The 22,585-nt window shown below is 66.2% G+C and carries 19 protein-coding genes; 4 read left to right on the forward strand and 15 right to left on the reverse strand.

Going from position 1 to position 22,585, the window contains the following annotated elements; all coding sequences use genetic code 11:
* Positions 1-184 precede the first annotated feature (184 nt).
* The gene (locus V5F68_RS11670) at positions 185-574 is read left to right on the forward strand and encodes a hypothetical protein (RefSeq protein ID WP_394014900.1); all 390 of its coding nucleotides are present in this window, start codon (positions 185-187) and stop codon (positions 572-574) included.
* Here V5F68_RS11670 and V5F68_RS11675 read toward each other — a convergent pair.
* Positions 534-2,159: a glycoside hydrolase family 17 protein gene (locus V5F68_RS11675; RefSeq protein ID WP_394014901.1), complete on the reverse strand. Its 1,626-nt coding sequence runs from the start codon at positions 2,157-2,159 to the stop codon at positions 534-536. The genes V5F68_RS11670 and V5F68_RS11675 overlap by 41 nt on opposite strands.
* A 219-nt stretch (positions 2,160-2,378) precedes the next feature.
* Here V5F68_RS11675 and V5F68_RS11680 point away from each other — a divergent pair, with 219 nt between their 5' ends.
* From V5F68_RS11680 to gltA, 3 genes are all read left to right on the forward strand, one after another.
* Entirely contained in the window at positions 2,379-2,834 is a 456-nt protein-coding gene (locus V5F68_RS11680) for a hypothetical protein (protein WP_394014902.1), read from the forward strand.
* Between the two features lie 214 nt (positions 2,835-3,048).
* The gene (locus V5F68_RS11685; RefSeq protein ID WP_394014903.1) at positions 3,049-5,691 is read left to right on the forward strand and encodes a glycosyltransferase; all 2,643 of its coding nucleotides are present in this window, start codon (positions 3,049-3,051) and stop codon (positions 5,689-5,691) included.
* A gap of 324 nt (positions 5,692-6,015) precedes the next feature.
* Positions 6,016-7,326 (forward strand): citrate synthase, encoded by a 1,311-nt coding sequence (gene gltA / locus V5F68_RS11690; protein ID WP_348844953.1) that lies wholly within the window; start codon positions 6,016-6,018, stop codon positions 7,324-7,326.
* A 190-nt stretch (positions 7,327-7,516) separates the two neighbouring features.
* Here the strand turns inward: gltA and lpxB are convergent, their stop codons facing one another.
* The 14 genes from lpxB to V5F68_RS11760 form a co-directional block, all read right to left on the reverse strand.
* Positions 7,517-8,692 (reverse strand): lipid-A-disaccharide synthase, encoded by a 1,176-nt coding sequence (gene lpxB / locus V5F68_RS11695; protein ID WP_394014904.1) that lies wholly within the window; start codon positions 8,690-8,692, stop codon positions 7,517-7,519.
* Positions 8,689-9,624, reverse strand: coding sequence for an LpxI family protein (locus tag V5F68_RS11700; protein WP_394014905.1), 936 nt, complete (start codon positions 9,622-9,624; stop codon positions 8,689-8,691). The genes lpxB and V5F68_RS11700 overlap by 4 nt, the downstream gene beginning before the upstream one ends.
* A gap of 4 nt (positions 9,625-9,628) precedes the next feature.
* Positions 9,629-10,435, reverse strand: a complete 807-nt coding sequence (lpxA, locus tag V5F68_RS11705; protein WP_394014906.1) for an acyl-ACP--UDP-N-acetylglucosamine O-acyltransferase — start codon at positions 10,433-10,435, stop codon at positions 9,629-9,631.
* Between the two features lies 1 nt (position 10,436).
* Positions 10,437-10,952, reverse strand: coding sequence for a 3-hydroxyacyl-ACP dehydratase FabZ (gene fabZ, locus V5F68_RS11710; protein WP_394014907.1), 516 nt, complete (start codon positions 10,950-10,952; stop codon positions 10,437-10,439).
* Positions 10,949-12,016 carry a UDP-3-O-(3-hydroxymyristoyl)glucosamine N-acyltransferase gene (gene lpxD, locus V5F68_RS11715; protein WP_394014908.1) on the reverse strand — a complete coding sequence of 356 codons (1,068 nt, stop codon included), beginning with the start codon at positions 12,014-12,016 and terminating at the stop codon, positions 10,949-10,951. The genes fabZ and lpxD overlap by 4 nt, the downstream gene beginning before the upstream one ends.
* Before the next feature lie 62 nt (positions 12,017-12,078).
* Positions 12,079-14,508, reverse strand: a complete 2,430-nt coding sequence (bamA, locus tag V5F68_RS11720; protein ID WP_394014909.1) for an outer membrane protein assembly factor BamA — start codon at positions 14,506-14,508, stop codon at positions 12,079-12,081.
* 169 nt (positions 14,509-14,677) lie between these two features.
* Positions 14,678-15,823, reverse strand: coding sequence for an RIP metalloprotease RseP (gene rseP, locus V5F68_RS11725; protein ID WP_394014910.1), 1,146 nt, complete (start codon positions 15,821-15,823; stop codon positions 14,678-14,680).
* A gap of 200 nt (positions 15,824-16,023) precedes the next feature.
* A complete protein-coding gene (gene dxr / locus V5F68_RS11730) occupies positions 16,024-17,196 on the reverse strand; it encodes a 1-deoxy-D-xylulose-5-phosphate reductoisomerase (protein ID WP_394014911.1) in 1,173 nt (390 codons plus the stop codon).
* Between the two features lie 10 nt (positions 17,197-17,206).
* Entirely contained in the window at positions 17,207-18,019 is an 813-nt protein-coding gene (locus tag V5F68_RS11735) for a phosphatidate cytidylyltransferase (RefSeq protein WP_394014912.1), read from the reverse strand.
* Positions 18,016-18,780 (reverse strand): isoprenyl transferase, encoded by a 765-nt coding sequence (locus tag V5F68_RS11740; RefSeq protein WP_394015171.1) that lies wholly within the window; start codon positions 18,778-18,780, stop codon positions 18,016-18,018. Before V5F68_RS11740 ends, V5F68_RS11735 begins: the two co-directional genes overlap by 4 nt.
* A gap of 34 nt (positions 18,781-18,814) precedes the next feature.
* Complete coding sequence (gene frr / locus V5F68_RS11745; protein WP_394014913.1) at positions 18,815-19,378, reverse strand: ribosome recycling factor; 564 nt, start codon at positions 19,376-19,378, stop codon at positions 18,815-18,817.
* Between the two features lie 215 nt (positions 19,379-19,593).
* Positions 19,594-20,310, reverse strand: a complete 717-nt coding sequence (gene pyrH, locus V5F68_RS11750; RefSeq protein WP_348844942.1) for a UMP kinase — start codon at positions 20,308-20,310, stop codon at positions 19,594-19,596.
* Positions 20,311-20,330: 20 nt separating this feature from the next.
* Complete coding sequence (tsf, locus tag V5F68_RS11755; RefSeq protein ID WP_394014914.1) at positions 20,331-21,254, reverse strand: translation elongation factor Ts; 924 nt, start codon at positions 21,252-21,254, stop codon at positions 20,331-20,333.
* Positions 21,255-21,358: 104 nt separating this feature from the next.
* Positions 21,359-22,360: a 30S ribosomal protein S2 gene (locus tag V5F68_RS11760; RefSeq protein WP_394014915.1), complete on the reverse strand. Its 1,002-nt coding sequence runs from the start codon at positions 22,358-22,360 to the stop codon at positions 21,359-21,361.
* Between the last annotated feature and the right edge of the window lie 225 nt (positions 22,361-22,585).

Consider the following 22,585-nt stretch of genomic DNA (forward strand, 5'->3'; position numbering starts at 1 on the left):
AAGCGCCCGGTGAACGAAACGATCGCGACCGGGGGCGGCGGGCCTATTCGCCGCAGGCCGGGCGGGTGCTTTGCCGGTCCGGCGCGCCTGAAGGGCGGCTGCGAGGACCAAAGGGCCGCCTTGGGAGTTGTCTCGCGACAGGGATGATGCCATCTGGCAGGGACACCATTGCAGGACGCCGCTTATGGATACCGTCACAGACCGCAGCTTCCGCCCGGGACCGCGCGCCATGAACTGGCTGATCGCGATCGGCATGGGCGCCACCGGCTGGGCGATCTATGTGCGCTATCTGATCATCGAGCCGTCCACGGTGGGCCTCGCCTGCGATGCCGGGCTCGCGACCTTCCAATGCAAGCTGCGCGCGGCCACCATCGCCCTGTTCGGATGGTCGGTATTCGGCGGCGTCGCCCTTGCCGCAGCTTTGCTGCAACTGTGGCGGCCGCGCCTTGTCACCTTCGCCATCGGCATCGCGTTCGCCGGGATCGCGCTGGTGCTCTACAACAATATCGCCGGGGCCATCGCGGCGATGCTGCTCATCCTGTCGCTCGCGCGGCCCGGACCCGCCACAGCGTAACGGCGAGCGCCAAGCAGATCAGGCCGAACCACAGCGCCTGCCAGTTCTGCAGCGTCTCGTTGAGCGGCACAAATAGCCCCGCAACCACGAGCCACCAGAAAGCGGTGCGCTCCGCCATGCCCGCCCCCGCCCCGGCCGGCAGCCGCAGCAAGGCGAGGACCGCAAGCGCCGCCGCGACCGGCGTCAGCGCGTTGATCGGGAAGTCCTTGTAGCGCGGGTCGAACACCAGCTCGAACGCGGCTTCGCCGATGGCGAGCACGCCGAGCGCGAGAATCGCCGCGGCAGCCACTGCGAAACAATCCGCCTGCCGGCGCCGCGCGCCGTCGAGCACGGTGGCGAGCGCGGGCAGCCGCACACCTGCGCCGATCGCGGCGGGGATCACAGCCACCGCCGCGAGCGACACCGCGACGAAGGCAAGATTGCGGGTCCAGCCGATCCAGCCCAGGCTTTCCAACGGCAGCGCCGCGAGCGCCGGCCCGAAGGTGGCCCCGCCCGCGAACGCGATCAGGGCAACTGCCAGCCAGTCGCGGGGGCGCACGGTCTTGGCCCGCTTGTTCGCGCCATACAGCGCCGCACCGAAGGCCAGCACCACCATCGCCACCCCCACCACCGCCTGGGCGCGCCAGAAGGGGTGATTCACCACCGGCTCACCCCAATGGAATTTGGGCTCTCGGGTGCCGGCGTCGATCAGGCCCCAATGGCCGCCCACCGTGCCCTCGTTCGCCCGCTTCCAGGGTTGGTCGAAGGCCTCGATGACATTCACCCGATAGCCCTTCTCCTTCGCCAGCTTCAGCAATTCGTGCATCACCAGCGCTTGCTCGGAGGGAGCCGGCAAGGCGCCTTCGCGCATGCGCCCGGCGCTCGGCCAGCCGGTCTCGCCGATCAGGATCTCCTTGCCGGGAAACATCTTCGCCACATGCTGCCGGGTTTCGTCGATGTGCCGCGCTGCCTGGTCCGCCGCCACCGGCAGATCCTCCCAATAGGGCAGGATATGGACGGTGATGAAATCCACGTCCGCCGCGAGCGCCGGCGCGCGCTCCCAGAACTCCCAGACATCGGCATAGGTGACGGGGGTTGCACCAACCCGGGATTTCACCTCGCGCAGAATGGCGGAGATGTCGGAGGAGGAGAGTTCGCCCCGCAGCATCACCTCATTGCCGACGATCACCCCCTGGATCACATCGGGATATTGCTGCGCGAGCTTCACGCCGGATTCGATCTCGATCCGGTTCTTCTGCCGTTCGGAGCCGAGCCAGATGCCCTGGAACATTTTCAGCCCGTGCTTGCGGGCGAGCGGCGCGACCTTGTCGAGCCCCATTTCCACCGAATAAGTCCGTACGCAATCGGTGATCTTGGCCAATTGTGCCAGATCCTCGTCGATCTGCTGCTCGGGGATCACGAGCCCCTTGATCAGCGGCGATTGTCCCTCGCGGAACGGCGCATACGACACGCATTGCAGTTTTTCGCCGGCAGCCAACGGAGAGGGCGGCATCGCCACCGGCCGCCCCATAACATAGGCAAGCCCCACGACGGCGACGCCCACCACAAGTGCCAGCATGAGCGGCAACCGCAAAGACGATGTCATGAAATCTCCCGGGGGCTGGGGCGGCGGCGCGTGCCCAGCGACATAAAGCTTCGCGAGAACCATGTGAAGCCATTGCGGTGCAACCAGGGCAGGGATAGCCGTCCACAGCGGGAAGATGCTCGGCGACTTGTTTCCGAGGCGTCCTCATGCTGACAAATTCCCGACATTCTCCTAAGGTGCACCCGCGGATCGTCTTCCGCCTTTCAGCCTTCGAACCCAATGGCCAATATGGACCGTTTCCGTCTCACGCTCCTCGCGGGCGCTCTGTTTCTCGCGTTCGCCGGTCCGGTTTCCGCCCAATCTCAGGGAACCGACCAGAAGCCCGCAACCCCGGCCGAGCAGATCACGCCGGAGCAGCAGGCGGCGCGTGATGCGCAGCGCCGGTCCGTGGAAGAATTCACGGAAGCTGCGAAACTGCCCGGCAATGCCGGATTGCCGGAATGTGTATGGACGGGGCGGCGCATTGCCGCGCTGCTGTGGCGCGACGATATCGACACCGCGCGCCGCCACCTGGACATGTACGAGCGCTTCGGTTGCCCGACCGAACATCTGAAGCTCGCGTTCCGCTGCCTGGTGCGCCAGGGCAACATCGATCAAAAAGCGCAAGAGCGTCTGGGCGCCCGGGTCCATCAATGTTGGGTTAATCCCGACTATGTTGCTGCACCAGCGCAATAATTAGATCACCCGGCGGCCTTGGCGCCGCCCAGTGCCCGCCATACTTCCCATTTACCTCTTGATTTGAGAGGTTTAGTGTCTCGGTGCAGTGCCGCGTAAAAGGCACTGCCGACCTAGGGGCAGGTCGAAAGGGTGCTCCGTAGCTTAAGGTCAGGAACCGATATCTTAAGCCTGCGTTAACGGTTCGATTTCCCTTTCGAGTGGGTCTCCGCCAATGCGTCCCGGCCTTGCTGCTGCTGCAGCCATCATCACGGTTGTGATCGGATTTCACGCCGCGATCTGGTATTCCGTGCGTCCGGAAGTTCACGCTCCGGGCGTCACGGAGCGCTTTTCGAGCCTGTCCTTCGCGCCCTATAGCCGAGACGTCCGCCACCCCGACAAGGGTCCGCCGGTGACGGCGGAGCAGATTCGCTCCGATGTGAATGCGGTGGCCGACTACACACGGGCCATCCGCACCTATTCCTCCACCATGGGCCTCGAGCTGATCCCGGCCATCGCCGCGGAACGCGGGCTGAAGGTGACAGTCGGCGCCTGGATCGACAAGGACGAGACCCGCAACGCCAAGGAAATCCGCGCGGCGGTCGATCTGACGAAGCGCAATCCCAACGTCGAAGGCCTGGTGATCGGCAACGAGACCATCTTCCGCGGTGAAAAGAGCGCCGCCGAGATGGCCGAGCTGATCCGCAAGGTGAAGCGGGAAACCAACACGCCCGTGACCACGGGTGAGATCTGGAATGTCTGGCTCGACCATCCCGAGTTGGTGTCCGCAGTCGATTATATCGCCGCGCACATTCTTCCCTATTGGGAAGGCGTCAGCGCCGAGCAGGTCGTGGACCGTTCCATCGACATCTACAATCGCCTGCGCGCCGCCTATCCCGGCAAGCGCATCGTCATCGCCGAGTTCGGCTGGCCGAGCGCGGGCTTCAACCGCGACGGGGCTGTGCCGGGCGAGTTGGCCCAAGCGAACGTCATCCGCACCTTCACGGCGCGCGCCGAGGCCATGGGCATCGAATACAATATCATCGAGGCCTTTGACGCACCTTGGAAGAGCTTCGAAGGTTCGGTGGGACAGTATTGGGGTGTGTTCGACGCCAACCGGCATCTGAAATTCCCGCTCACCGGCCCGATCGTTCCCAACACGTTCAACCAGACGGCGATTCTCGCCTTGTTGCTCGGGCTGGTGTTCTCGCTGCCCATGCTGCGCGCCTCGCAAACCGTGACGGTCTCGCAGGGCGCCGTCCTCGCGGCTGCCGCCAACGGCGTCGGCGCCTGGGTCGCCTTGGTCTTCAACCACTGGGCCACGCACTATGTGACCGGCGGCAATTACGTGACGCTGCTGCTCTCCGTGGTGCTGCTGGTGCCGCTCGTGATCGTGCTGCTCTACCGCATCGAGGAGCTTGCGGCCGTCGCGTTCGGCCCTGCCCCGTCGCGCCTGATCGAGGCCCGGCCGGCCGCCACGCTCTCGCGCTACCCGAAGGTGTCGATCCACATTCCCGCCTATCGCGAACCCCCGGAGATGCTCAAGCAGACCCTGGATGCGGTGGCGCGGCTCGATTATCCGAACCTCGAATGCGTGGTCGCGCTCAACAACACGCCCGACCCGGCGATGGTGGAGCCGATCCGCGCCCATTGCGCGACGCTCGGCGAGCGCTTCAAATTCCTGAACCTCGAGAAGATCAGCGGTTTCAAGGCCGGCGCCCTGCGCATCGCCCTGGAGCACACCGCTCCCGACGCCGAGATCATCGGCGTGATCGACGCCGACTATGTGGTGGCGCCCAATTGGCTGAAGGATCTGGTGCCTGTGTTCGAGGATCCCACCGTGGGTCTCGTGCAGGCGCCGCAGGATCACCGCGACGGGCATCTCAGCCCGATGCATGAAGCCATGAACGCGGAATATGCCGGCTTCTTCGATATCGGCATGGTCCAGCGCAATGAGGACGATGCCATCGTCGTGCACGGCACCATGTGCCTGGTGCGGCGCGCGGCCATGATGGAGGCCGGCTCCTGGTCGTCCGACACCATCTGCGAGGATACCGACCTCGGCCTCACCATCGCCGAGAACGGCTGGAAGACGCATTACACCCGCACCCGCTACGGCTGGGGCCTGCTGCCCGACACGTTCGAGGCGTTCAAGAAGCAGCGTCACCGCTGGGCCTACGGCGGCTTCCAGATCATCCGTAAGCACTGGTCACGGTTCCTGCCGGCGCGCTCGCGCCTGACCACGGCGCAGCGCCGCCACTTCCTGCTCGGCTGGGTGGCGTGGCTCGGGGCGGAATCGGTCGGAGCCCTCGCGGCGATCCTTTCTCTGGCATTCGTGCCGTTCGTGTTCGCCTTCGGCATCGCCGTTCCGGCGCACATCCTCACCCTGCCGATCATCGCCACCTTCGTGGTCTATGTGCTGCACTTCATCGCCATGTACCGCATGCGCGTCGCCACCACGCCCTTGCGCATGCTGGGCGCGGCGATTGCGGCGATGGCCGTGCAGTTCACGGTCGCCAAGGCGGTGTTCGACGGCTTCAGATACAAGGACCTCGCCTTCGCCCGCACGGCCAAGGGCGGTGGCTGGCTCTCGGGCGCCGCGCGCTCCTTCCCGGCCCTGCCGGAAGCCGTGGTCGGCGGCTTGCTCTTGGGCTCGGGCGTGACCTTGCACATGACCAATTGGCATGTGGTGCGCGAAGTCGATCTTTACGCCCTCGCCTTGGTGGTCCAGAGCCTTCCGTTCGTCGCGGCCGCCCTCATCGGCCTCGGCGAAGCCTCGCGGCTGAATGATTTCGCCACCTGGCGCGCCATGCGGACCCGCATCGCGACCGTCGCACGCCGCCTGCCGGCGACGCGGCCGCGGGCAGTGGCCGACTGAGCCCTTAGAACCCGTTTCGACCGAACGCCCGGCCCTGCGCCGGGCGTTTTCGTTTGTGCCCTGCCCGCCCCGTTTGAACCATTGATACCGCCATTTTTCCCGCGTCGCGGCAGATCATTCGCAGATCGGATGTGAAAAATCGGCCGCCACGGGCACAATGGAATCCAGGCACGGCAAGGGGTTTCGAGCCACTTCACCGCGTGTTGCGTCCAATGCGGGCATGGTCACGCTTGCGGCAAAATTGGGGAGGGTTTACGACTGCGCGCCAGACCCTTCGCATCCGCGAAGGTGGTACCATTTCCCCGCTTACAGATGGGAGACTTTATGGACGCCACCACCAAAACCGCAGGTTCAGCCGCCAAGCTGACAGTGGGTGAGAAGAGCTGGGACCTGCCGATCAACGGCGGAACCATCGGCCCCTCGGTCGTCGACATCTCCAAGCTGTATGGCCAGACCGGGATGTTCACCTACGATCCCGGCTTTACCTCCACGGCGTCGTGCGAGAGCAAGATCACCTATATCGACGGCGACGAGGGCGTCCTGCTCTATCGCGGCTATCCCATCGAGCAGATCGCCGAGGGCGGCGACTTCCTGGAGACCTGCTATCTCCTGCTCTATGGCGAACTGCCCACCGCCGCCCAGAAAGCGGATTTCGATTATTCCGTGACCCGTCACACGATGGTTCACGAGCAGATGACCCGGTTCTTCCAGGGCTTCCGCCGCGACGCCCACCCCATGGCCATCATGGTGGCCTCGGTCGGCGCGCTCTCCGCCTTCTATCACGACTCGACCGACATCTCGGACCCGCAGCAGCGCCTGATCGCGTCGATCCGCATGATCGCGAAGATCCCGACCCTCGCTGCCATGGCCTATAAATACTCCATCGGCCAGCCGTTCGTGTATCCCCAGAACTCCCTGGACTACACCTCCAACTTCCTGAACATGTGCTTCGCCGTGCCGTGCGAGGACTATAAGGTGAGCCCGACGCTCGCCCGCGCCATGGATCGGATCTTCATCCTCCATGCTGACCACGAGCAGAACGCCTCCACCTCCACCGTGCGTCTCGCCGGCTCCTCGGGCGCCAACCCGTTCGCCTGTATCGCCGCCGGCATCGCCTGCCTGTGGGGACCCGCCCACGGCGGCGCGAACGAAGCCGCGCTCAAGATGCTCACGGAAATCGGCCGTCCCGAGCGCATTCCTGAGTTCGTGAACCGCGCCAAGGACAAGAACGATCCGTTCCGCCTCATGGGCTTCGGCCACCGGGTCTATAAGAATTACGACCCGCGCGCGAAGATCATGCAGCAGACCTGCCACGAGGTTCTCGCCGAACTCGGCATCAAGGACGATCCGCTGCTGGACGTGGCCGTGGAGTTGGAGCGCGTGGCGCTGCACGATGAATATTTCATCGAGAAGAAGCTCTATCCGAACATCGATTTCTATTCCGGCATCACCCTGAAGGCGATGGGCTTCCCCACCACCATGTTCACGGTGCTGTTCGCGGTCGCCCGCACGGTCGGCTGGATCGGCCAGTGGAAGGAAATGATCGAGGATCCGGGCCAGCGCATCGGCCGCCCCCGCCAGCTCTACACCGGCGCCGAGCGCCGCGATTATGTGCCGATGGCCAAGCGCAAATAGGCCTCGTGACTCTCGGCGCCGGCTTCCTCCGGTGCTTTGATCCCATCGAAACGCGGCCGAAAGGCCGCGTTTTTTGTTTCAAGACCGAAGAGGCAGGACGCCACGAGCCGGACACGCTTTGGCGGGAACGGCGACGAAGCGCGCGCTCACAAAATCGCGCTCACAGAAACGGTCTTGTCCGAAAAGCGCGTCAGCGCGGAGCTGCAGCGGTGGCGAGCACCACCCGCGCGGCGCGCAGGCTCGGGGCTTCATCCTCGGTTCCGAATATATCGTCAAGCCGCGCGAACGCCTCGATCTGCCGATCCCGGTCCGCACCGTCGTTCAGCAGCCGGTTCAGCGCCCGCGAGAGCCGCTCCGGCGTGCAATCGTGCTGAAGGAATTCCGGCACCACATTCTCTCCGAGAATGAGATTGGGCAGGATAACGCTCGGCAGCTTGAGGATGTAAGGCGCGATCACAGCCTCCCATTGCGCCACTTTATAAGCCGCGACCGTCGGGACACCGGCCAGCGCCAGTTCCAGCGTCACGGTTCCCGAAGCCGCGAGCGCCGCCCGCGCCATGCGAAAGGCCGCGTATTTCTCCTCCGCGTCGGTCACGATGCGCGGGCGCACCGGCCAATCGGCGGCGATGGCCTCGACCATGGGCAGGAGGCGCGGGAGCGTCGGCAGCACCACATCCAGCGGGCGCTGACTTGCAAGATGCCCGAGCGCCTGCCCGAACACGGCACCCAGCCGTTCCACCTCGCTGCGCCGGCTGCCCGGCAGCACCAGCACCAGCGGCGGCTCGTGCGCGGGGCGCACCTGCTGCGCCGGGCTCGCGCGCAATTCAGCAAGCCGCTCCAGCAAGGGATGGCCCACATATGTGGTCGGCGGCCCACCCAGGCGCAGATGCACGTCCGGCTCGAACGGCAGCAAAGCCATCAGATGGTCGAAGGACGGCCGCATGGCCTTCGCGCGCCCCGGCCGCCACGCCCACACCGTGGGCGAGACATATTTCACAATGGGAATCTGCCGGTTGCGCCGCCGCACGCGCGCCGCCACGCGATGGGTAAAGTCCGGCGCATCCACCAGCACCAGCACGTCCGGGGGCGCCGCGCAGATGGCGTCGACCGTTTCGCGCAGACGCTTGAGAATCGTCGGCAGCTTGCCGATCACCTGGCCGAAGCCGATCGCCGTGAGATCGTCCATGGCAAACAGGCTGGTCAGCCCGGCCTGCTGCATGCGCACCCCGCCGACGCCCGAGAACACCACGCCCTCCGGCGCGAGCTGGCGCAGCCCGGCCATGATCGCGCCGCCGAGCATGTCGCCGGATTCCTCGCCCGCCAGGATGAACACGCGCAACGGACGGGCCGGCAGCCCGGTGCTCACGCCGGCCCCCGCGGCGCCACGCCGAGCACGAACAGGCCCGCAGCATCTGCGGCCCGCACCAATTCCTGAGGATCTGGCACGATGACCCCCCCGGCCTCGAAGGCGATGCCGGCGAGGCCCGCCCTTGCGGCGCAGGTGACGGTCGCCGGGCCCAACGAGGGCAGGTCCACGCGCCGGTCCTGATCCGGCTTGGGCGCCTTCACGAGGACGCCGGCGCGCATGGGAAAGCGCAGACGTCCGCTGGTGCGCAAGGCTTCATAGCGCGCGAGCACGGCATCCGTTCCTTCCGCAGCTTCCACGGCGGCGACGAAGCCGTTCACCACGATCACGCCCTGCCCCACGTCGAACGGGCCGAGCGTGCGCACCACCGAAAGGCCGAGCGTGATATCCGCTTGCTGCTCGGCGCTGGGCTGCACGTGGCCCAGCACGCCCTCGGGCAGCAGCAGCCCCGGCACCGCCTCGTGCGCGCCGATGAGGTGAAAGCCCTGCTCGGCCACAAGACCAAGCACGCCCGACAGCAGATGGTTGTCGCCGCCGCGCAGCAGCCGGGCGATGCGCGGCAGCAGGCGGATGGTGGTCCAATCGAGCCCCAGATCGGAGAGGCGCGGGCGCGTGAGCGTTCCCACCATCACCACATCGCGCACACCGCGCGCCCGCGCCACGGCGGAGACGCTGCCGAGCGAGCCGAGGCGAAACCAATGGTGGGGATAGCGCTCCAGCGCGGGATCGGCGAAGCCCTTCATCAGGAGCAGCAGAACATCCCGCCCCTGCGCCCGCACCGCTTCGGCAACCGCGGCCGGGAAAGCGCCGCCGCCGGCGACGATGGCCAGCGGCCCCTCCGGTGCACGGGCCGTGGCTCCCCGGCCCTGTCCGCCGTCGGCCGGGCCAAGTCCCTGCGCCGGAAGCCCTTGCTGTGCCGGCGCGGGGGTCACCGGGTCATTCCTCGTGTACGACGCCGCGCGCGGGCTGGCAGAGCGAGCGGTTCTTGCCCGCATCGATAAATTCCACGATCTCGCGCGCGAATTGCGAGCTTTCGGTCTGCTCGCGCAGGCGCGCGAGACGATCGGCAAAAACGCCCGTTCCGAAGAACAGGTCGCGATAGGCGGCGCGCGCGGCGTGCAGGTCCGCCCGCGTGAACCCGCGCCGCTTCATGCCGATGGTGTTGAGGCCCACCAGGCGCCCGGCCTGGCCGAGCACATAGGCGTAAGGAATCACGTCCTCACGCACGCCGGTGATGCCGCTGACCATCACCTGCGCCCCGATGCGGGTGTATTGATGCACCGCGCACAGGCCGCCGAGAAACACGTGGTCGCCGACATCCACATGCCCGCCGAGGGTGGCGTTATTGGCGAAGATCACATGATTTCCGACGTCGCAATCATGCCCCACATGGGCGGCGGTCATCAGCATGCAGCCATCGCCGATGCGGGTCACGCCGCGCCCGCCGGCGGTGCCGATATTGGCCGTGACATGCTCGCGGATGACGCAATCCATGCCGATGGTCAGCGCGGTGCGCTCGCCCTTGTAGTGCACCGACTGTGGCGGCGTGCCGAGCGAGGCGAAGGGATAGACCTCGGTGCGCGCGCCGATGGTGGTCTGCCCCTGCACGTTCACATGGGAGATCAGCCGCACCCCGGCATGAAGAGTGACATCCGGGCCGACCGTACAGAACGGTCCGATATGGACATCATCGGCGAGAATGGCGCCGTCGGAAACACGCGCGAGAGGGTCGATCAAGGGCACATCAGAATCCGGTAATCATCGCGCCAAGGCGCGCCTCGGCGACAAGCTCGCCGCCCACTTTCGCCTCGCCGCGATACCACCACATGTTGCGACGACGCGAGATCTTGGTCATGTGATATTCGAGCACGTCTCCCGGCACCACGGGACGGCGGAACTTGGCCTCGTCGATGGTCATGAAATAGACCAAAGGCGGCGGCTGGTCAGCCGGCCGCTCGGGCTTGGAGAGAATGCAGATCACGCCCGCCGTCTGCGCCATGCCCTCGATGATGAGAACCCCGGGCATGACCGGATTGCCGGGGAAATGGCCCTGGAAATGTGGCTCGTTGACCGTGACGTTCTTCACGCCGACGCAGGAATTGTCGCTGTCGATGCGCTCCACCCGGTCCACCAGCAGGAACGGATAACGGTGCGGCAGGCATTGCAGGATCTTTTGAAGGTCGGCGCTCGCAAGCACCTTGCATTCGGCGTTTGCGGCATCGGCCGAGAGCGCCTCGGGGCTGCTGCTGGCTTCGCTCATTTGTCCCCCCCTTCATCGCTGCGACGGGCGCTTGCTTGCCCCAATTTCTTCAGCGCGGTCAATTCCCGGAACCATTCGCGCACGGGTTTTGCGGGCGACCCGCCCCAGCGCACGCCCGGCGGCACGTCGTCCTTCACATTGGAGGAGGCCGCGATCTGCGCCGCATCCCCGATGCGGACGTGGCCGATGACGCCCACCTGCCCGCCCAGCATGACGAAATCGCCCAGCGTGGTGCTGCCGGAAATGCCGGTCTGCGAGACGATCACGCAATGGCGGCCGATCACCACATTATGCGCGATCTGCACGAGATTATCGATCTTGGTGCCTTCGCCGATCACGGTGTCGCGCAAGGCGCCGCGGTCGATGGTGGTGCCGGCGCCGATCTCCACATCGTCTTGGATCACGACACGGCCAATCTGCGGCACCTTGAGATGGCCGCGCGGGCTCGGCTGGTAGCCGAAGCCGTCCTGGCCGATACGGACCCCGCTGTGCAGGATCACGCGATTGCCCACGAGCGCGTGAATCAGGGTCGTGCCGGCGCCGATGGAGGTTTCCCGGCCGATCCGCACGCCGGCGCCGATGACGGCGTTGGCGCAGATCACCGATTGGGCGCCGATCTCCACGTCCGGCCCAATTACAGCGCCGGGATCGACCGTCACGTCGTCCTCGAGCCGGGCGGTGGGATGGATAAACGCCCCCGGCGCGATGCCCTTATGGCCGAACACCGGTTGCGGCCGCAGCGCGGTTCCGAACAGGGTGCGGGTGACATTGACGAAGGCAAGCGCGGGACGGGGCGACACCAGAACGATCAGGCCGGCGGGCGCGCCTTCGGCCAGTTTCTCGGTGGTGATGCAGACGCTCGCGCGGGTTGCCTCGAACTCGCTGCGATAGCGCGGCGAATCGAAGAAGGCGAGATCGCCGGGGCCGGCATCGGCGAGGGTGGAGACCCCACGAACGACAGGACCTTCCGGAAGGTCTGCGACGAGGGCGCGCGCTCCGCTCAGTGCCGCAACCTCCGCGAGGGTTAGCGGTGACGGCAGGGGAAAGAAGAGAGGATCGCTCATATTTTAGATACGCTGCGGGCGTCAGACGGAACGACCGCCGACGCCCGCATAAGAGGACAGGATTAGAACTTGGTGCCGCCGGAGAAGCGGAACGCCTGGTCCTTGTCGTAGGCCTGCTGGCTCAGCACCCAGGCATAGTCGAAGCGCAGCGGGCCGAAGGGCGACTGCCAGATCAAGCTCGCGCCCACCGAAGACCGGATGCCGTTGTCGTCGAACACGCAGACATTGCCTGTCGCGTTCTGGGCACCCGCCGGGCAAGTATACGGCGCGGGGGCACCCACGAAGGTGGTCTGGCCCTGATAGTCGAACAGCGAGCCGGCATCCGCGAACACCGCGGCCTTCAGGCCGATGTCCTTGGGCAGGAAGGCCAGCGGGAACTGCACTTCGGCCGAGATGCCCCAGTAGGACGTACCACCCAGGGAGTCCTGCGACAGGGAGGCCATGTCGCGCGGGCCGATGCCGTTCGGGGCGAAGCCGCGAACCAGGTTCGGGCCCATGAAGAAGTTGTCCATGATCCGCAGATCCTGGTCGCCCCATGCATTCACATGGCCGGCCTGGCCGTGCAGCAACAGCACCCAGTCGCTGATCAGCGGGTAGTAATAGCGCACGTCAGCCGAGGTGCGGATGAAGTTCACGTCGCCGCCGAGGCCGGCAAAGTCCTGCTTCAGTTCCGCATAGAGACCGGAGGTCGGGTTGATGTTGCTGTCGAGCCCGTTGAAGGAGAGCGTGTAGCCCGCCGCCGACGTGATCGTCGCACCTTGTGCCACCGCCTCGATGATCGCCCAGGAGGCCGTGCCGGCGCAGGTCAGGAAGGGGTCGCCCCAGGCCGCGCAATCGAGGTTGATCTCGCGCTGATAGAGGTTGTAGCGCAGCGCCAGGGTGATTTCGTCCGTGATCGGCAGGCCGAAGCGGAAGCCGCCACCCAGCGTGTTGGTGTTGTACGAGGTGTAGCTCGTGGCGCTGGTTTCCTTCCAGTAGAAGTCAATGCCAGCGGAGAGCCGATATCCGAGGAAGTAGGGTTCGGTGAAGGAGAATTCCGCGCCCTGAGCGTTCTGGCCGAAGGAGCCGGAGATCTTCACGTACTGACCACGGCCGAGGAAGTTCTTTTCGCCCAAGGAGACTTCGGCAATGAAGCCGTCCGAGGTCGAATAACCGCCCGACACCGAGAACTCACCCGTGGGCTGATCCTCCACGTCCACCACCAGGATGATGCGGTCGGGGGCCGAGCCGGGCTCATTGGTAATCTTGACGGTCTTGAAGTAGCCGAGGTTGCGCAGGCGGCGCTCGGCGCGATCGACCATCACGCGGTTATAGGCATCGCCTTCGCCGATATCGAATTCGCGGCGGATAACCCAGTCGCGGGTACGGGTGTTGCCGCGGATTTCGATGCGCTCGACGTAAACCCGCGGTCCCTCTTCGACCACGAACAGCACGTTGATGCGCTTGTTTTCGAAGTCGCGATCACCGCGCGGCCGCACCTGGGCGAACGCATAGCCGTTCTTCGACACTTCGATCGTGACGTTCTCGACCGACTTCTCGACCAGCTCGGCGTTATAGACCTGACCCTCGCTCATGCGCAGCGCGCTGCGCAGGCTGGCGGCGGGCACATCGCGGATGTTGGAGACCACATCCACCTTGCCGAAGCGATACTGCGCACCCTCGTCCAGGGTGAAGGTGATCACATAGCCGGCGGGCGAGCCGCTGGTGGCGGGGATCAGTTCAGCCGTGGCGGAGACGATGCGGAAGTCGGCATAGCCATTCTTCAGGTACCAGCGGCGCAGCAGCTCCTGGTCCGCATTCACGCGGTCCGGATCATAGACGTCCGTGGACTTGAGGAACGACAGCCAGTTGGTGGTCGTCGTGGTGATCACGTCCTTCAGCTTATAGTCCGAGAACGCCTTGTTGCCGACGAACTTGATGTCCTTGACGCCGACCTTCTCGCCTTCGGTGATCTCGAACACCAGATCGACACGCCCATTGCCGCGATCGATGGTGACGGGATTGACCTTCACGTCGGTCCGGCCCGAACGGCGATAAACCTCGATGATGCGCTGGGTATCCGCCTGCACCACGGCCTTGGACAAGGTGCCGCGCGGCTTGGACTGGATTTCCGCCAGCAGCGCGTCGTCCTTGAGCTTCTTGTTGCCCTCGAACGCGATGCGATTGATCACCTCGTTTTCCGAGACGCGCACCACCAGCCGACCACCTTGCTGGGAGATGTTCACGTCCGAAAACAGGCCGGTCGCATAGAGGGCCGCGAGGCCTTCATTGATCTTGGCGGGCGACAGCGACTCGCCGGGCTTCACCGCGAAATAAGACCGGATCGTCGCCGCGTCGACGCGGCGATTGCCTTCAACCACGATGTTCGAAGCGGATTGAGCGGCCGCGGGACCGGCGATGAGGATGGAACCGGCGGTCGTCGCCATCGCGGCGCTGAGCGCGATGCCGAGGACGGCGGCCAGTTTCACGATGACTCGGACCCGAGAAGTCATATGGCGCGCAACCTTGAATTCGTTGTTCTCAAACCCGGGCGCCGGGGCGCTCGGATTCTCACCGTCGAGGCGCTTGTACAGGCTTTTCCCCGCACTGCAAACGCCTGTCCCACCAGCGGCTTCCGCTTTTCCGCCAACCGTGGCCGCTGCGCCACGACTGCCCTCTTCGTCACATGGTGGCCAGATGCAGCACATCGTTCCATGTGGCAAAAACCATCAGCATCAACACAATGGCGAGGCCGATGCGAAAACCGATGTCCTGCGTGCGCGCACTGAGCGGCCGCCCGCGCACCGCTTCCACAGCGTAGAACAGCAGATGCCCCCCGTCCAACAGCGGGATCGGAAAGAGGTTAAGAAGTCCAATCGACACCGAAAGCACCGCCGCGAGCGACAGGAGGGCACCGATTCCGTAGGTGGCTACCTGCCCGGACACCTGGGCGATGCGGATCGGGCCGCCCAGCTGATCGGCCGATTCCCGCCCCGCGATGAGGCCGCCCAGATAGTCGAACGTGCGCGCGACCACGAACCAGGTCTCCTGGGCGCCCATGGTGATGGCTTCGGCCGGGCCGTAGCGGCGAGTCGTCACGTCCGCCGCGGCAAGCGAGCGGGAAATGCCCAGCAGACCCATCTTGTGGGAATTGCCGAACGCATCCTTCACTTCCCGCAATTGCGGCGTGGCGGTCAGCGAAAGCTCGGCATTGCCGCGCTCCACCTTGAAGCTCAGCGCTTCGCCGGCATTGGAGCCGACGATGCGCTGCATGTCGGCGAAGCTCTCCACCGGCGTGCCGTCGATGCTGAGGACAAGGTCGCCGGGGACAAACCCGGCCTGCTCGGCGGCGCTGCCGGCCGCGACCTGGTCCACGCGCGGCGCCGTCACCTGGCGGCCGAACACCATGAACACCATGGAAAAAATGACCACGGCCAGGATGAAATTGGCGATCGGCCCCGCCGCGACGATGGCGGCGCGCCACGCCAGCGGCGCGTAGAAAAAGCTTTCCTTGCGCTCCTGCGGCGTCATCTGCCGCAGCTTTTCGGTGTTCGGCGTGCTGGCGGCGTCTTCGTCGCCGAAGAATCGCACGTATCCGCCCAGCGGGACGGCGGCGAGGCGCCAGCGCGTGCCGTGGCGGTCATTGAAGCCGGCGATCTCCGGGCCGAAGCCCAGGGAGAAGGTCAAAACCCGCACGCCGGCGCGGCGTGCCACCCAGAAATGACCAAGCTCGTGAAAAAACACCACCAGGGTCAGCACGAAAAGGAAAGGCACCACATAACCGAGGAGCGAGGTGCCCCAGGCGCCCAGACTCGAAAACACTTCCATCGTCCGTTTCCTCGCGTGCGCCGCGCCGGCGCATGGCGAAGCGCCGCGCAACCGATGGCACCGAATGTTGGGCAAAGGCCGCGCGGTGCGCCCTTCGCGATCCATAAGAGATGAGGCCGAGACCCCCAGCGCAGAGCCTTAGGATGCCTTTGCGGCAAACTTAGGCAAGCGCGAATGCGATTATCGTCCGCGACTCGAACTCAGGCGACTGCCGCCGCGGCATATTTAGGCAGCAGCGACACCGCGACGCGCCGGGCCTGCGCGTCCAGCGCCAGGGCCTCCGCCAGGGACGCCGGAGGGGCGCCGGCGGGAAGCGCCGCCAAGGTTTCCTCGACCACCGCCGCGATGCCGAACATCCCGATACGCCCTTCCAGGAAAGCAGCGACGGCGATCTCGTTCGCACCGTTGAGGATGGTCGGGGCCGTGCCGCCGGCTTCCATGGCCGCCATCGCCAGACGCAAGGCCGGGAATCGCTCCAGATCCGGGGCCTCGAACGTCAGCCGGCCCACCTTGGTGAGATCGAGCCGGCGACAGGAGGTGTCCAGCCGGTCCGGAAAGCCGAGGCAATGGGCGATGGGGACGCACATATCGGGCACGGCAAGCCCCGCGACCACCGATCCATCGCGGAACGAGACGAGGCCATGCACCACCGATTCGGGATGCACCACCGCCTCCAGCTGGCTGGCCGGGATGCCGAACAGATGGTGCGCCTCGATCAGCTCCAGCCCCTTGTTCATCAGGGTGGCGGAATCGATGGTGATCTTGGCGCCCATCGACCAATTGGGATGCTTCAGCGCGTCGGCGGCGCGGGCGCGGGCAATCTGCTCGCGCGGGGCGGTGCGGAACGGCCCGCCCGAGGCGGTGATGGTCACACGCTCCACATCCGCGCGCGGCCCGGCGCCGAGCGCCTGATAGATGGCGTTATGCTCGGAATCCATCGGCAGCAGCGTGGTGCCGGTGCGCGCGGCTTCGGCGATGAAGAATGCGCCCGCGGCCACGAGGCATTCCTTGTTGGCCACCGCGAGCCGCCGCCCCTGCCCGAAGGCCGCGACGGTGGGCGCAAGGCCCGCGACACCGGAAATGGCGGCCACCACGAGATTCGCCTCGCGCTGCGCCGCTTCGATGACGGCGGAAGGCCCTGCCCCGCTTTCGATGCCGGTGCCGGCGAGCAGAGCCGACAGTTCCGCGCCCCCGGCCGGATCGGCGATGGCTGCGAAACGCGCCCCGAGGTCGCACGCAAGCCGCGCCAGGGCCTGAGGATCGCGCCCGCCGGCCACCGCTTCCACGCGATAGCGGCCGGGAGCTTCGCTCAAAACCTTCACGGTGCTGCGGCCCACCGAGCCGGTGACGCCAAGGATCGAAATGACGGTCATAGCGAAAGACCTACCACAAAAGCAGACCCGCCGCTGGGACCAGGTCGTTGCGAGCAAAGCCGATCAGGCCGGCCAGCAGCACCGCGGCGAGAAATCCGTCCAACCGGTCCAGCACGCCGCCGTGCCCGGGAATGAGGCTTCCGGCATCCTTCACGCCGAACGCCCGCTTGAAGGCCGATTCGGCTAGGTCGCCGGATTGCGCCACGGCACTCAACAGGATGCCGAGGAGCGCCCACATGGGCGTGAAGACCAATCCGGCCGAAACCAGCAGGGCGATTCCCGCCGCCATGCCGCAGACGGCGCCGCCGATCGCGCCCGACCATGTCTTGTTGGGCGAGAGGCGGGGCCACAGCTTGGGGCCGCCGAGGGTGCGTCCGGTGAAATAGGCGCCGATGTCCGTGCTCCACACCACCGCATAGAGGAAGAGCACCGCGACGAGGCCCAATTGGTCGCTACCGCGCAGCGCCACGATGGGCAGGCTGGCCACCGCCCCGCATAAAACCCCGCCTCCCGCCCAAAGGCGGCCGCGCGCAGCCAGGATCGCGACCACCGCGCCCCCCAGGCAGATCGCCGCCGCCCCCGCGCCGGACCCGGTGGCGGCGAGCGTCGCGCTCGCCGCGAGCACGGCCGCGGCTCCCATGGCGATGGGCAGCATGCGCGGCAGCACCCGTGCCACGGTGCCGCATTCATAGACGATGGTGATGCCAGCGAGCGCCCACATGAGCGCGAAGGGCCAGCCGCCGAACCAGGTAATCGCCAAGACGAGCGGCGCCAGGATGGCCGCGGATAAGGTGCGCTGGCGGAGGTCTTTTCCGCCGATCACGTGCGCACGCTGCCGGCGCGGGCGGCGATGCCGCCGAACCGACGGTCACGCCGGGCATATTCCTCGATGGCGCCAACCAGCGCGGCGTGGTCGAACTCGGGCCAATAGATGGGCAGGAACACGAGTTCCGAATAGGCGCCCTGCCACAGCAGGAAATTGGAGAGCCGCTGCTCGCCGCTGGTCCGCACGATCAGATCCGGATCGGGAATGCCGGCGGTGTCGAGGCGCGCAGAGATCATGTCAGCGCTGATCTCCTCGGGCCGAATCTTGCCGGCCACCGCATCGGCCGCGAGCCGCGCGGCGGCGGCGGCGATCTCCTGCCGCCCGCCATAATTGAACGCAACCACCAGGGTGAGGCCGGTATTGTCCTTGGTCAGGGCCTCCGCCTCGTCCAGCAGCTGGCAGATGTCGCGGGCAAGCTCAGCCCGCTCGCCGATGATGCGCACGCGCACATTGGCGCTGTGCAGCTCGGCGAGATCGTGACGCACGAACCGCTTCAGCAGGCCCATGAGGTCGGAGACCTCGCTCGCCGGGCGCGACCAGTTCTCGCTGGAGAAGCTGTAGATGGTGAGAAAGCGGATGCCGATCTCGCGCGCCGCGCGCACGCACCGGCGCAAAGCCTCGAGCCCGCGCCGGTGGCCTTCAAATCGGGGAAGGTTTCGGGCCGTCGCCCAGCGCCCGTTGCCGTCCATGATGACACCCACATGCACCGGGATGCATGCGTCACCCGTGGCTGGCGTCGCTGAGGCGCCGTTGCGCACCGACATGGCCCCTTCCCCCTTCATGCCATGCTCCTCAGACCGAGAGGATTTCCTTTTCCTTGTGGGCGAGGGTCTGGTCCACTTCGGAAATCACCTCGTCGGTCGCCTTCTGCACCTGGGTGGAGAAACGCTCGAGATCGTCGGCGCTGATCTCGCTGTCCTTCTCGAGCTTCTTGAGCAGGTCCATGCCGTCGCGCCGCACATGGCGCACGGAGACGCGCGCCGCCTCGGCATATTTGTGGGCGACCTTCACCATTTCCTGGCGCCGCTCCTGGTTCAGCTCGGGAATGCGGATGCGCATCACCTGGCCTTCGGTGGAGGGGTTGAGGCCGAGATTGCTGTCGCGGATCGCCTTTTCCACCGCGCTGACCATGGAACGATCCCAGACCTGGACCGACAGCATGCGCGGCTCGGGCACCGAGACCGTCGCCACCTGGCTGATGGGCATGTGGGTGCCGTAGGCGTCCACCTGGATCGGCTCCAGGAGGCTGGCCGACGCCCGGCCGGTCCGCAGGCCGCCGAGTTCCTGCTTCAGCACGCCCACAGCGCCCTGCATGCGGCGCTTGAGATCGGCAAGGTCGAATGCGTCGGTGCTCATGGCAAATTCCTGTTCTTCATTTTCCCGGCGCGAGATGCCGGTTCTGTCCTTCCCCGCCTGACGACACGGCCGAAGGCCAAGGTCTCTGTACCGCGGGATACCCGGGAAACGCGGCCCTCGCCAAGCGCCGCGCACCGGCGAGAGCGCCGCCCCGCCGGCGCTCGCGCGATGCGGACCGGAGGAGCACGAGGCGCCGAGAGCGCCGCCTCATGCCGTCAGGGCGCAACCACGGTGACGTGGCCCTCGCCCTTGGCGGCCGCCACGATGGCACCCGGCTCGCGAATAGAAAAGACGATTATCGGCAAGGCAGCTTCGCGGGCAAGGGCGAACGCAGCGGCATCCATCACCTTCAGATCGTAGGCCAGGGCCTGGTCATGGGTGAGACGGTCATAGCGCCGGGCGTTCGGATCGAGCTTGGGATCGGCGGTGTACACGCCATCCACATTCGTTGCCTTGAGGACGGCATCGCAGCTCAGCTCCGCCGCACGCAGCACCGCGCCGGTGTCGGTGGTGAAATACGGATTGCCCGTACCGCCCGCCAGCAGCACGATCCGGCCCCGTCGCAGATGCCGCATGGCCGGCTGGCGGGCATAAGGCTCGCAGACGGTGGGCATGGGAATGGCGGACATGGTGCGCGCCGGTTCGCCGGCGGCCTCCACCGCTTGCTCAAGGGCAAGGCAGTTCATCACCGTGGCAAGCATGCCCATATGGTCGGCGGTGGACCGGTTGAGGTCCTCGCCGGCCACGCGGGCACCGCGCAGGATATTGCCGCCGCCCACAACCACGGCAACCTCGCAGCCGAGCGCACGCACGGCCACGAGATCGCGGGCGATCCGCGTCACGGTCGGGGGATGGAGCCCGAACGGCTCCGGTCCCATCAAGGCCTCGCCGGAGACCTTGATGAGGACGCGAGGATAGGGAAGGTCGGACATGGCGCCCTCCCCCGACCTGCTCAGGACTGTCCCGCAGCGGCGGCGACTTCGGCTGCGAAGTCGCTCTCTTCCTTCTCGATGCCTTCGCCGAGCGCATAGCGCACGAAGGCCGTCAGCTTCACCGGGGCGCCGACGCTGCCTTCGGCTTCCTTCAGCACCTGCGCCACGGACTTGGAGCCGTCATGCACGAACGGCTGCTCCAGCAGCGTGACTTCCTTGAAGAAGGTCTTCATGCCGCTTTCGGCGATCTTGTCCTGCACGTTGGCGGGCTTGCCCTGGTGCTTCTCCAGCAGGATCGCCTTCTCGCGGGCGACCACGCTCTCGTCGATGCCCGAGGCATCGAGCGCCAGCGGGCTCAGCGCCGCGACATGCATCGCAATCTGGCGGCCGAGGGTGGAGAGCTTGTCCACATCGCCCTTGGACTCGAGCGCAACCAGCACGCCGATGCGGCCGAGGCCCTCGGACACCGTGCCGTGCACATAAGACGCGATCACGCCATGCTCGACCTGGAGCTTGGCGACGCGGCGCAGCGTCATGTTCTCGCCGATGGTGGCGATCAGGGTCGCGAGCTTCTCGGCCACCGTCACGCTCTCACCCGGGAAATGGGCGGCGGCGAGGGCTTCCAAAGAGCCGTCGGTGTTGAGCGCGATTTTCGCGGCTTCGCGCACGAACGCCTGGAAATCGGCGTTGCGGGCGACGAAGTCGGTCTCGGCGTTCACTTCCAGCGCGACCGCATAATGGCCCGAGGATTCCACCGAAACGAGGCCTTCGGCGGCCACGCGGCCGGCCTTCTTGGCGGCCTTCGCGAGACCCTTCTTGCGCAGCCAGTCGATGGCAGCCTCGACGTCGCCGGCGGTCTCCGTGAGAGCGGCCTTGCAGTCCATCATGCCGGCGCCAGTCTTGTCGCGCAGTTCCTTCACGAGAGCTGCAGTGATCGCGGCCATGCTCAGCTTCCTCTTTTTCTCATGCCACGGCCGGCAAGGGGGTGCCCAAGCCGGCCGCCGGGGCGCTTATCGCCCCTTCACTCAAATGACCTCCGGAGAAGGGATCACTCCACTTCGGCGGAGAACTCCTTCGCCTGGGCGATCCAGCCGTCAACGCGGCCCGGCAGGCCCACTTCTTCACCAATGTGGTGCGCGTCCTGGGCATCCAGGCCGGCGATCTGGGTGAAGTGGAAGATGCCGAGATCGTTGAGCTTCTGCTCGATCTCCGGGCTCACACCCGTCAGCTTCTTCAGATCGTCGGCGACGCCGCGCGGACCGGACAGGGGCTCGAAGGTGGACCACACGCTCAGCTCGGCGGGCAGGTCCTCGATCAGGGGCTCTTCAGCCGCGCCCACATCGCCGAAATCGCCAGCGCCGCGGGAAATGCCGTCGATGGCGGCGCGGGCGACCAGATCGCAATAGAGCTGGATCGCGCGGCCGGCGTCGTCATTGCCGGGAACCGGGAAGGCGATGCCGTCGGGATCGCAATTGGTGTCGAGGATGGCCGCCACCGGGATGCCGAGGCGCTGGGCCTCCTTCACGGCGATGTCTTCCTTGTTCGTGTCGATCACGAACAGCAGGTCGGGCAGGCCGCCCATGTCGCGGATGCCACCGAGGGCGCGTTCCAGCTTCTCCTTTTCACGGGAGAGCGTCAGGCGCTCCTTCTTGGTGTAGCCGGAGCCCGCCTCGGGGCCGGCCAGCATCTCTTCCAGCTTCTTGAGCCGGGCGATGGAATTGGAAATCGTCTTCCAATTGGTGAGCATGCCGCCCAGCCAACGGGAATTCACGAAATACTGCGCGGAGCGGCGGGCGGCGTCAGCCACCTGGTCCGCGGCCTGGCGCTTGGTGCCGACGAACAGCACGCGGCCGCCATTGGCCACCGTGTCGGACACGGCCTGGAGGGCGCGATGGAGCGCCGGCACGGTCTGCGACAGGTCGATGATGTGGATGTTGTTGCGGACGCCGAAGATATACGGCGCCATCTTGGGGTTCCAGCGGTGGGACTGGTGACCGAAATGCACGCCAGCTTCCAAAAGCTGACGCATGGAATAATCAGGAATTGCCACTTTTACTCTCCGGTTGAGCCTCCGCGGACGTACCCTCGGCCCGTCAGGGACGAAGGCACCGGATTGGCCAATTGGCCGACTGTCCGCGTGCGGAATGGCGCGGCTTATAGGCGAAGGGGGGCAAAAGGGCAAGGGCACCGCCGCTTTTAGCCCTCTCCTCCCCAGGGCATTGCGCCGTTTAGGTGAGATTTTCTCATTCGCGCGTGGATTTTTCGCGTTTGCCCA

It is taken from the genome of Roseixanthobacter pseudopolyaromaticivorans, assembly GCF_043195145.2.
Classification (GTDB): Bacteria; Pseudomonadota; Alphaproteobacteria; order Rhizobiales; family Xanthobacteraceae; genus NCEH01.

What these genes read in the sequence shown, in the direction of transcription:
- pyrH (WP_348844942.1), bottom strand. Translation starts at nt 20,310, where the DNA reads ATGTCCGACCTTCCCTATCCTCGCGTCCTCATCAAGGTCTCCGGCGAG.
- dxr (WP_394014911.1), bottom strand. Translation starts at nt 17,196, where the DNA reads ATGACCGTCATTTCGATCCTTGGCGTCACCGGCTCGGTGGGCCGCAGC.
- frr (WP_394014913.1), bottom strand. Translation starts at nt 19,378, where the DNA reads ATGAGCACCGACGCATTCGACCTTGCCGATCTCAAGCGCCGCATGCAG.
- bamA (WP_394014909.1), bottom strand. Translation starts at nt 14,508, where the DNA reads ATGACTTCTCGGGTCCGAGTCATCGTGAAACTGGCCGCCGTCCTCGGC.
- rseP (WP_394014910.1), bottom strand. Translation starts at nt 15,823, where the DNA reads ATGGAAGTGTTTTCGAGTCTGGGCGCCTGGGGCACCTCGCTCCTCGGT.
- V5F68_RS11685 (WP_394014903.1), top strand. Translation starts at nt 3,049, where the DNA reads ATGCGTCCCGGCCTTGCTGCTGCTGCAGCCATCATCACGGTTGTGATC.
- tsf (WP_394014914.1), bottom strand. Translation starts at nt 21,254, where the DNA reads ATGGCCGCGATCACTGCAGCTCTCGTGAAGGAACTGCGCGACAAGACT.
- fabZ (WP_394014907.1), bottom strand. Translation starts at nt 10,952, where the DNA reads ATGAGCGAAGCCAGCAGCAGCCCCGAGGCGCTCTCGGCCGATGCCGCA.
- V5F68_RS11670 (WP_394014900.1), top strand. Translation starts at nt 185, where the DNA reads ATGGATACCGTCACAGACCGCAGCTTCCGCCCGGGACCGCGCGCCATG.
- gltA (WP_348844953.1), top strand. Translation starts at nt 6,016, where the DNA reads ATGGACGCCACCACCAAAACCGCAGGTTCAGCCGCCAAGCTGACAGTG.
- V5F68_RS11675 (WP_394014901.1), bottom strand. Translation starts at nt 2,159, where the DNA reads ATGACATCGTCTTTGCGGTTGCCGCTCATGCTGGCACTTGTGGTGGGC.
- lpxD (WP_394014908.1), bottom strand. Translation starts at nt 12,016, where the DNA reads ATGAGCGATCCTCTCTTCTTTCCCCTGCCGTCACCGCTAACCCTCGCG.
- V5F68_RS11680 (WP_394014902.1), top strand. Translation starts at nt 2,379, where the DNA reads ATGGCCAATATGGACCGTTTCCGTCTCACGCTCCTCGCGGGCGCTCTG.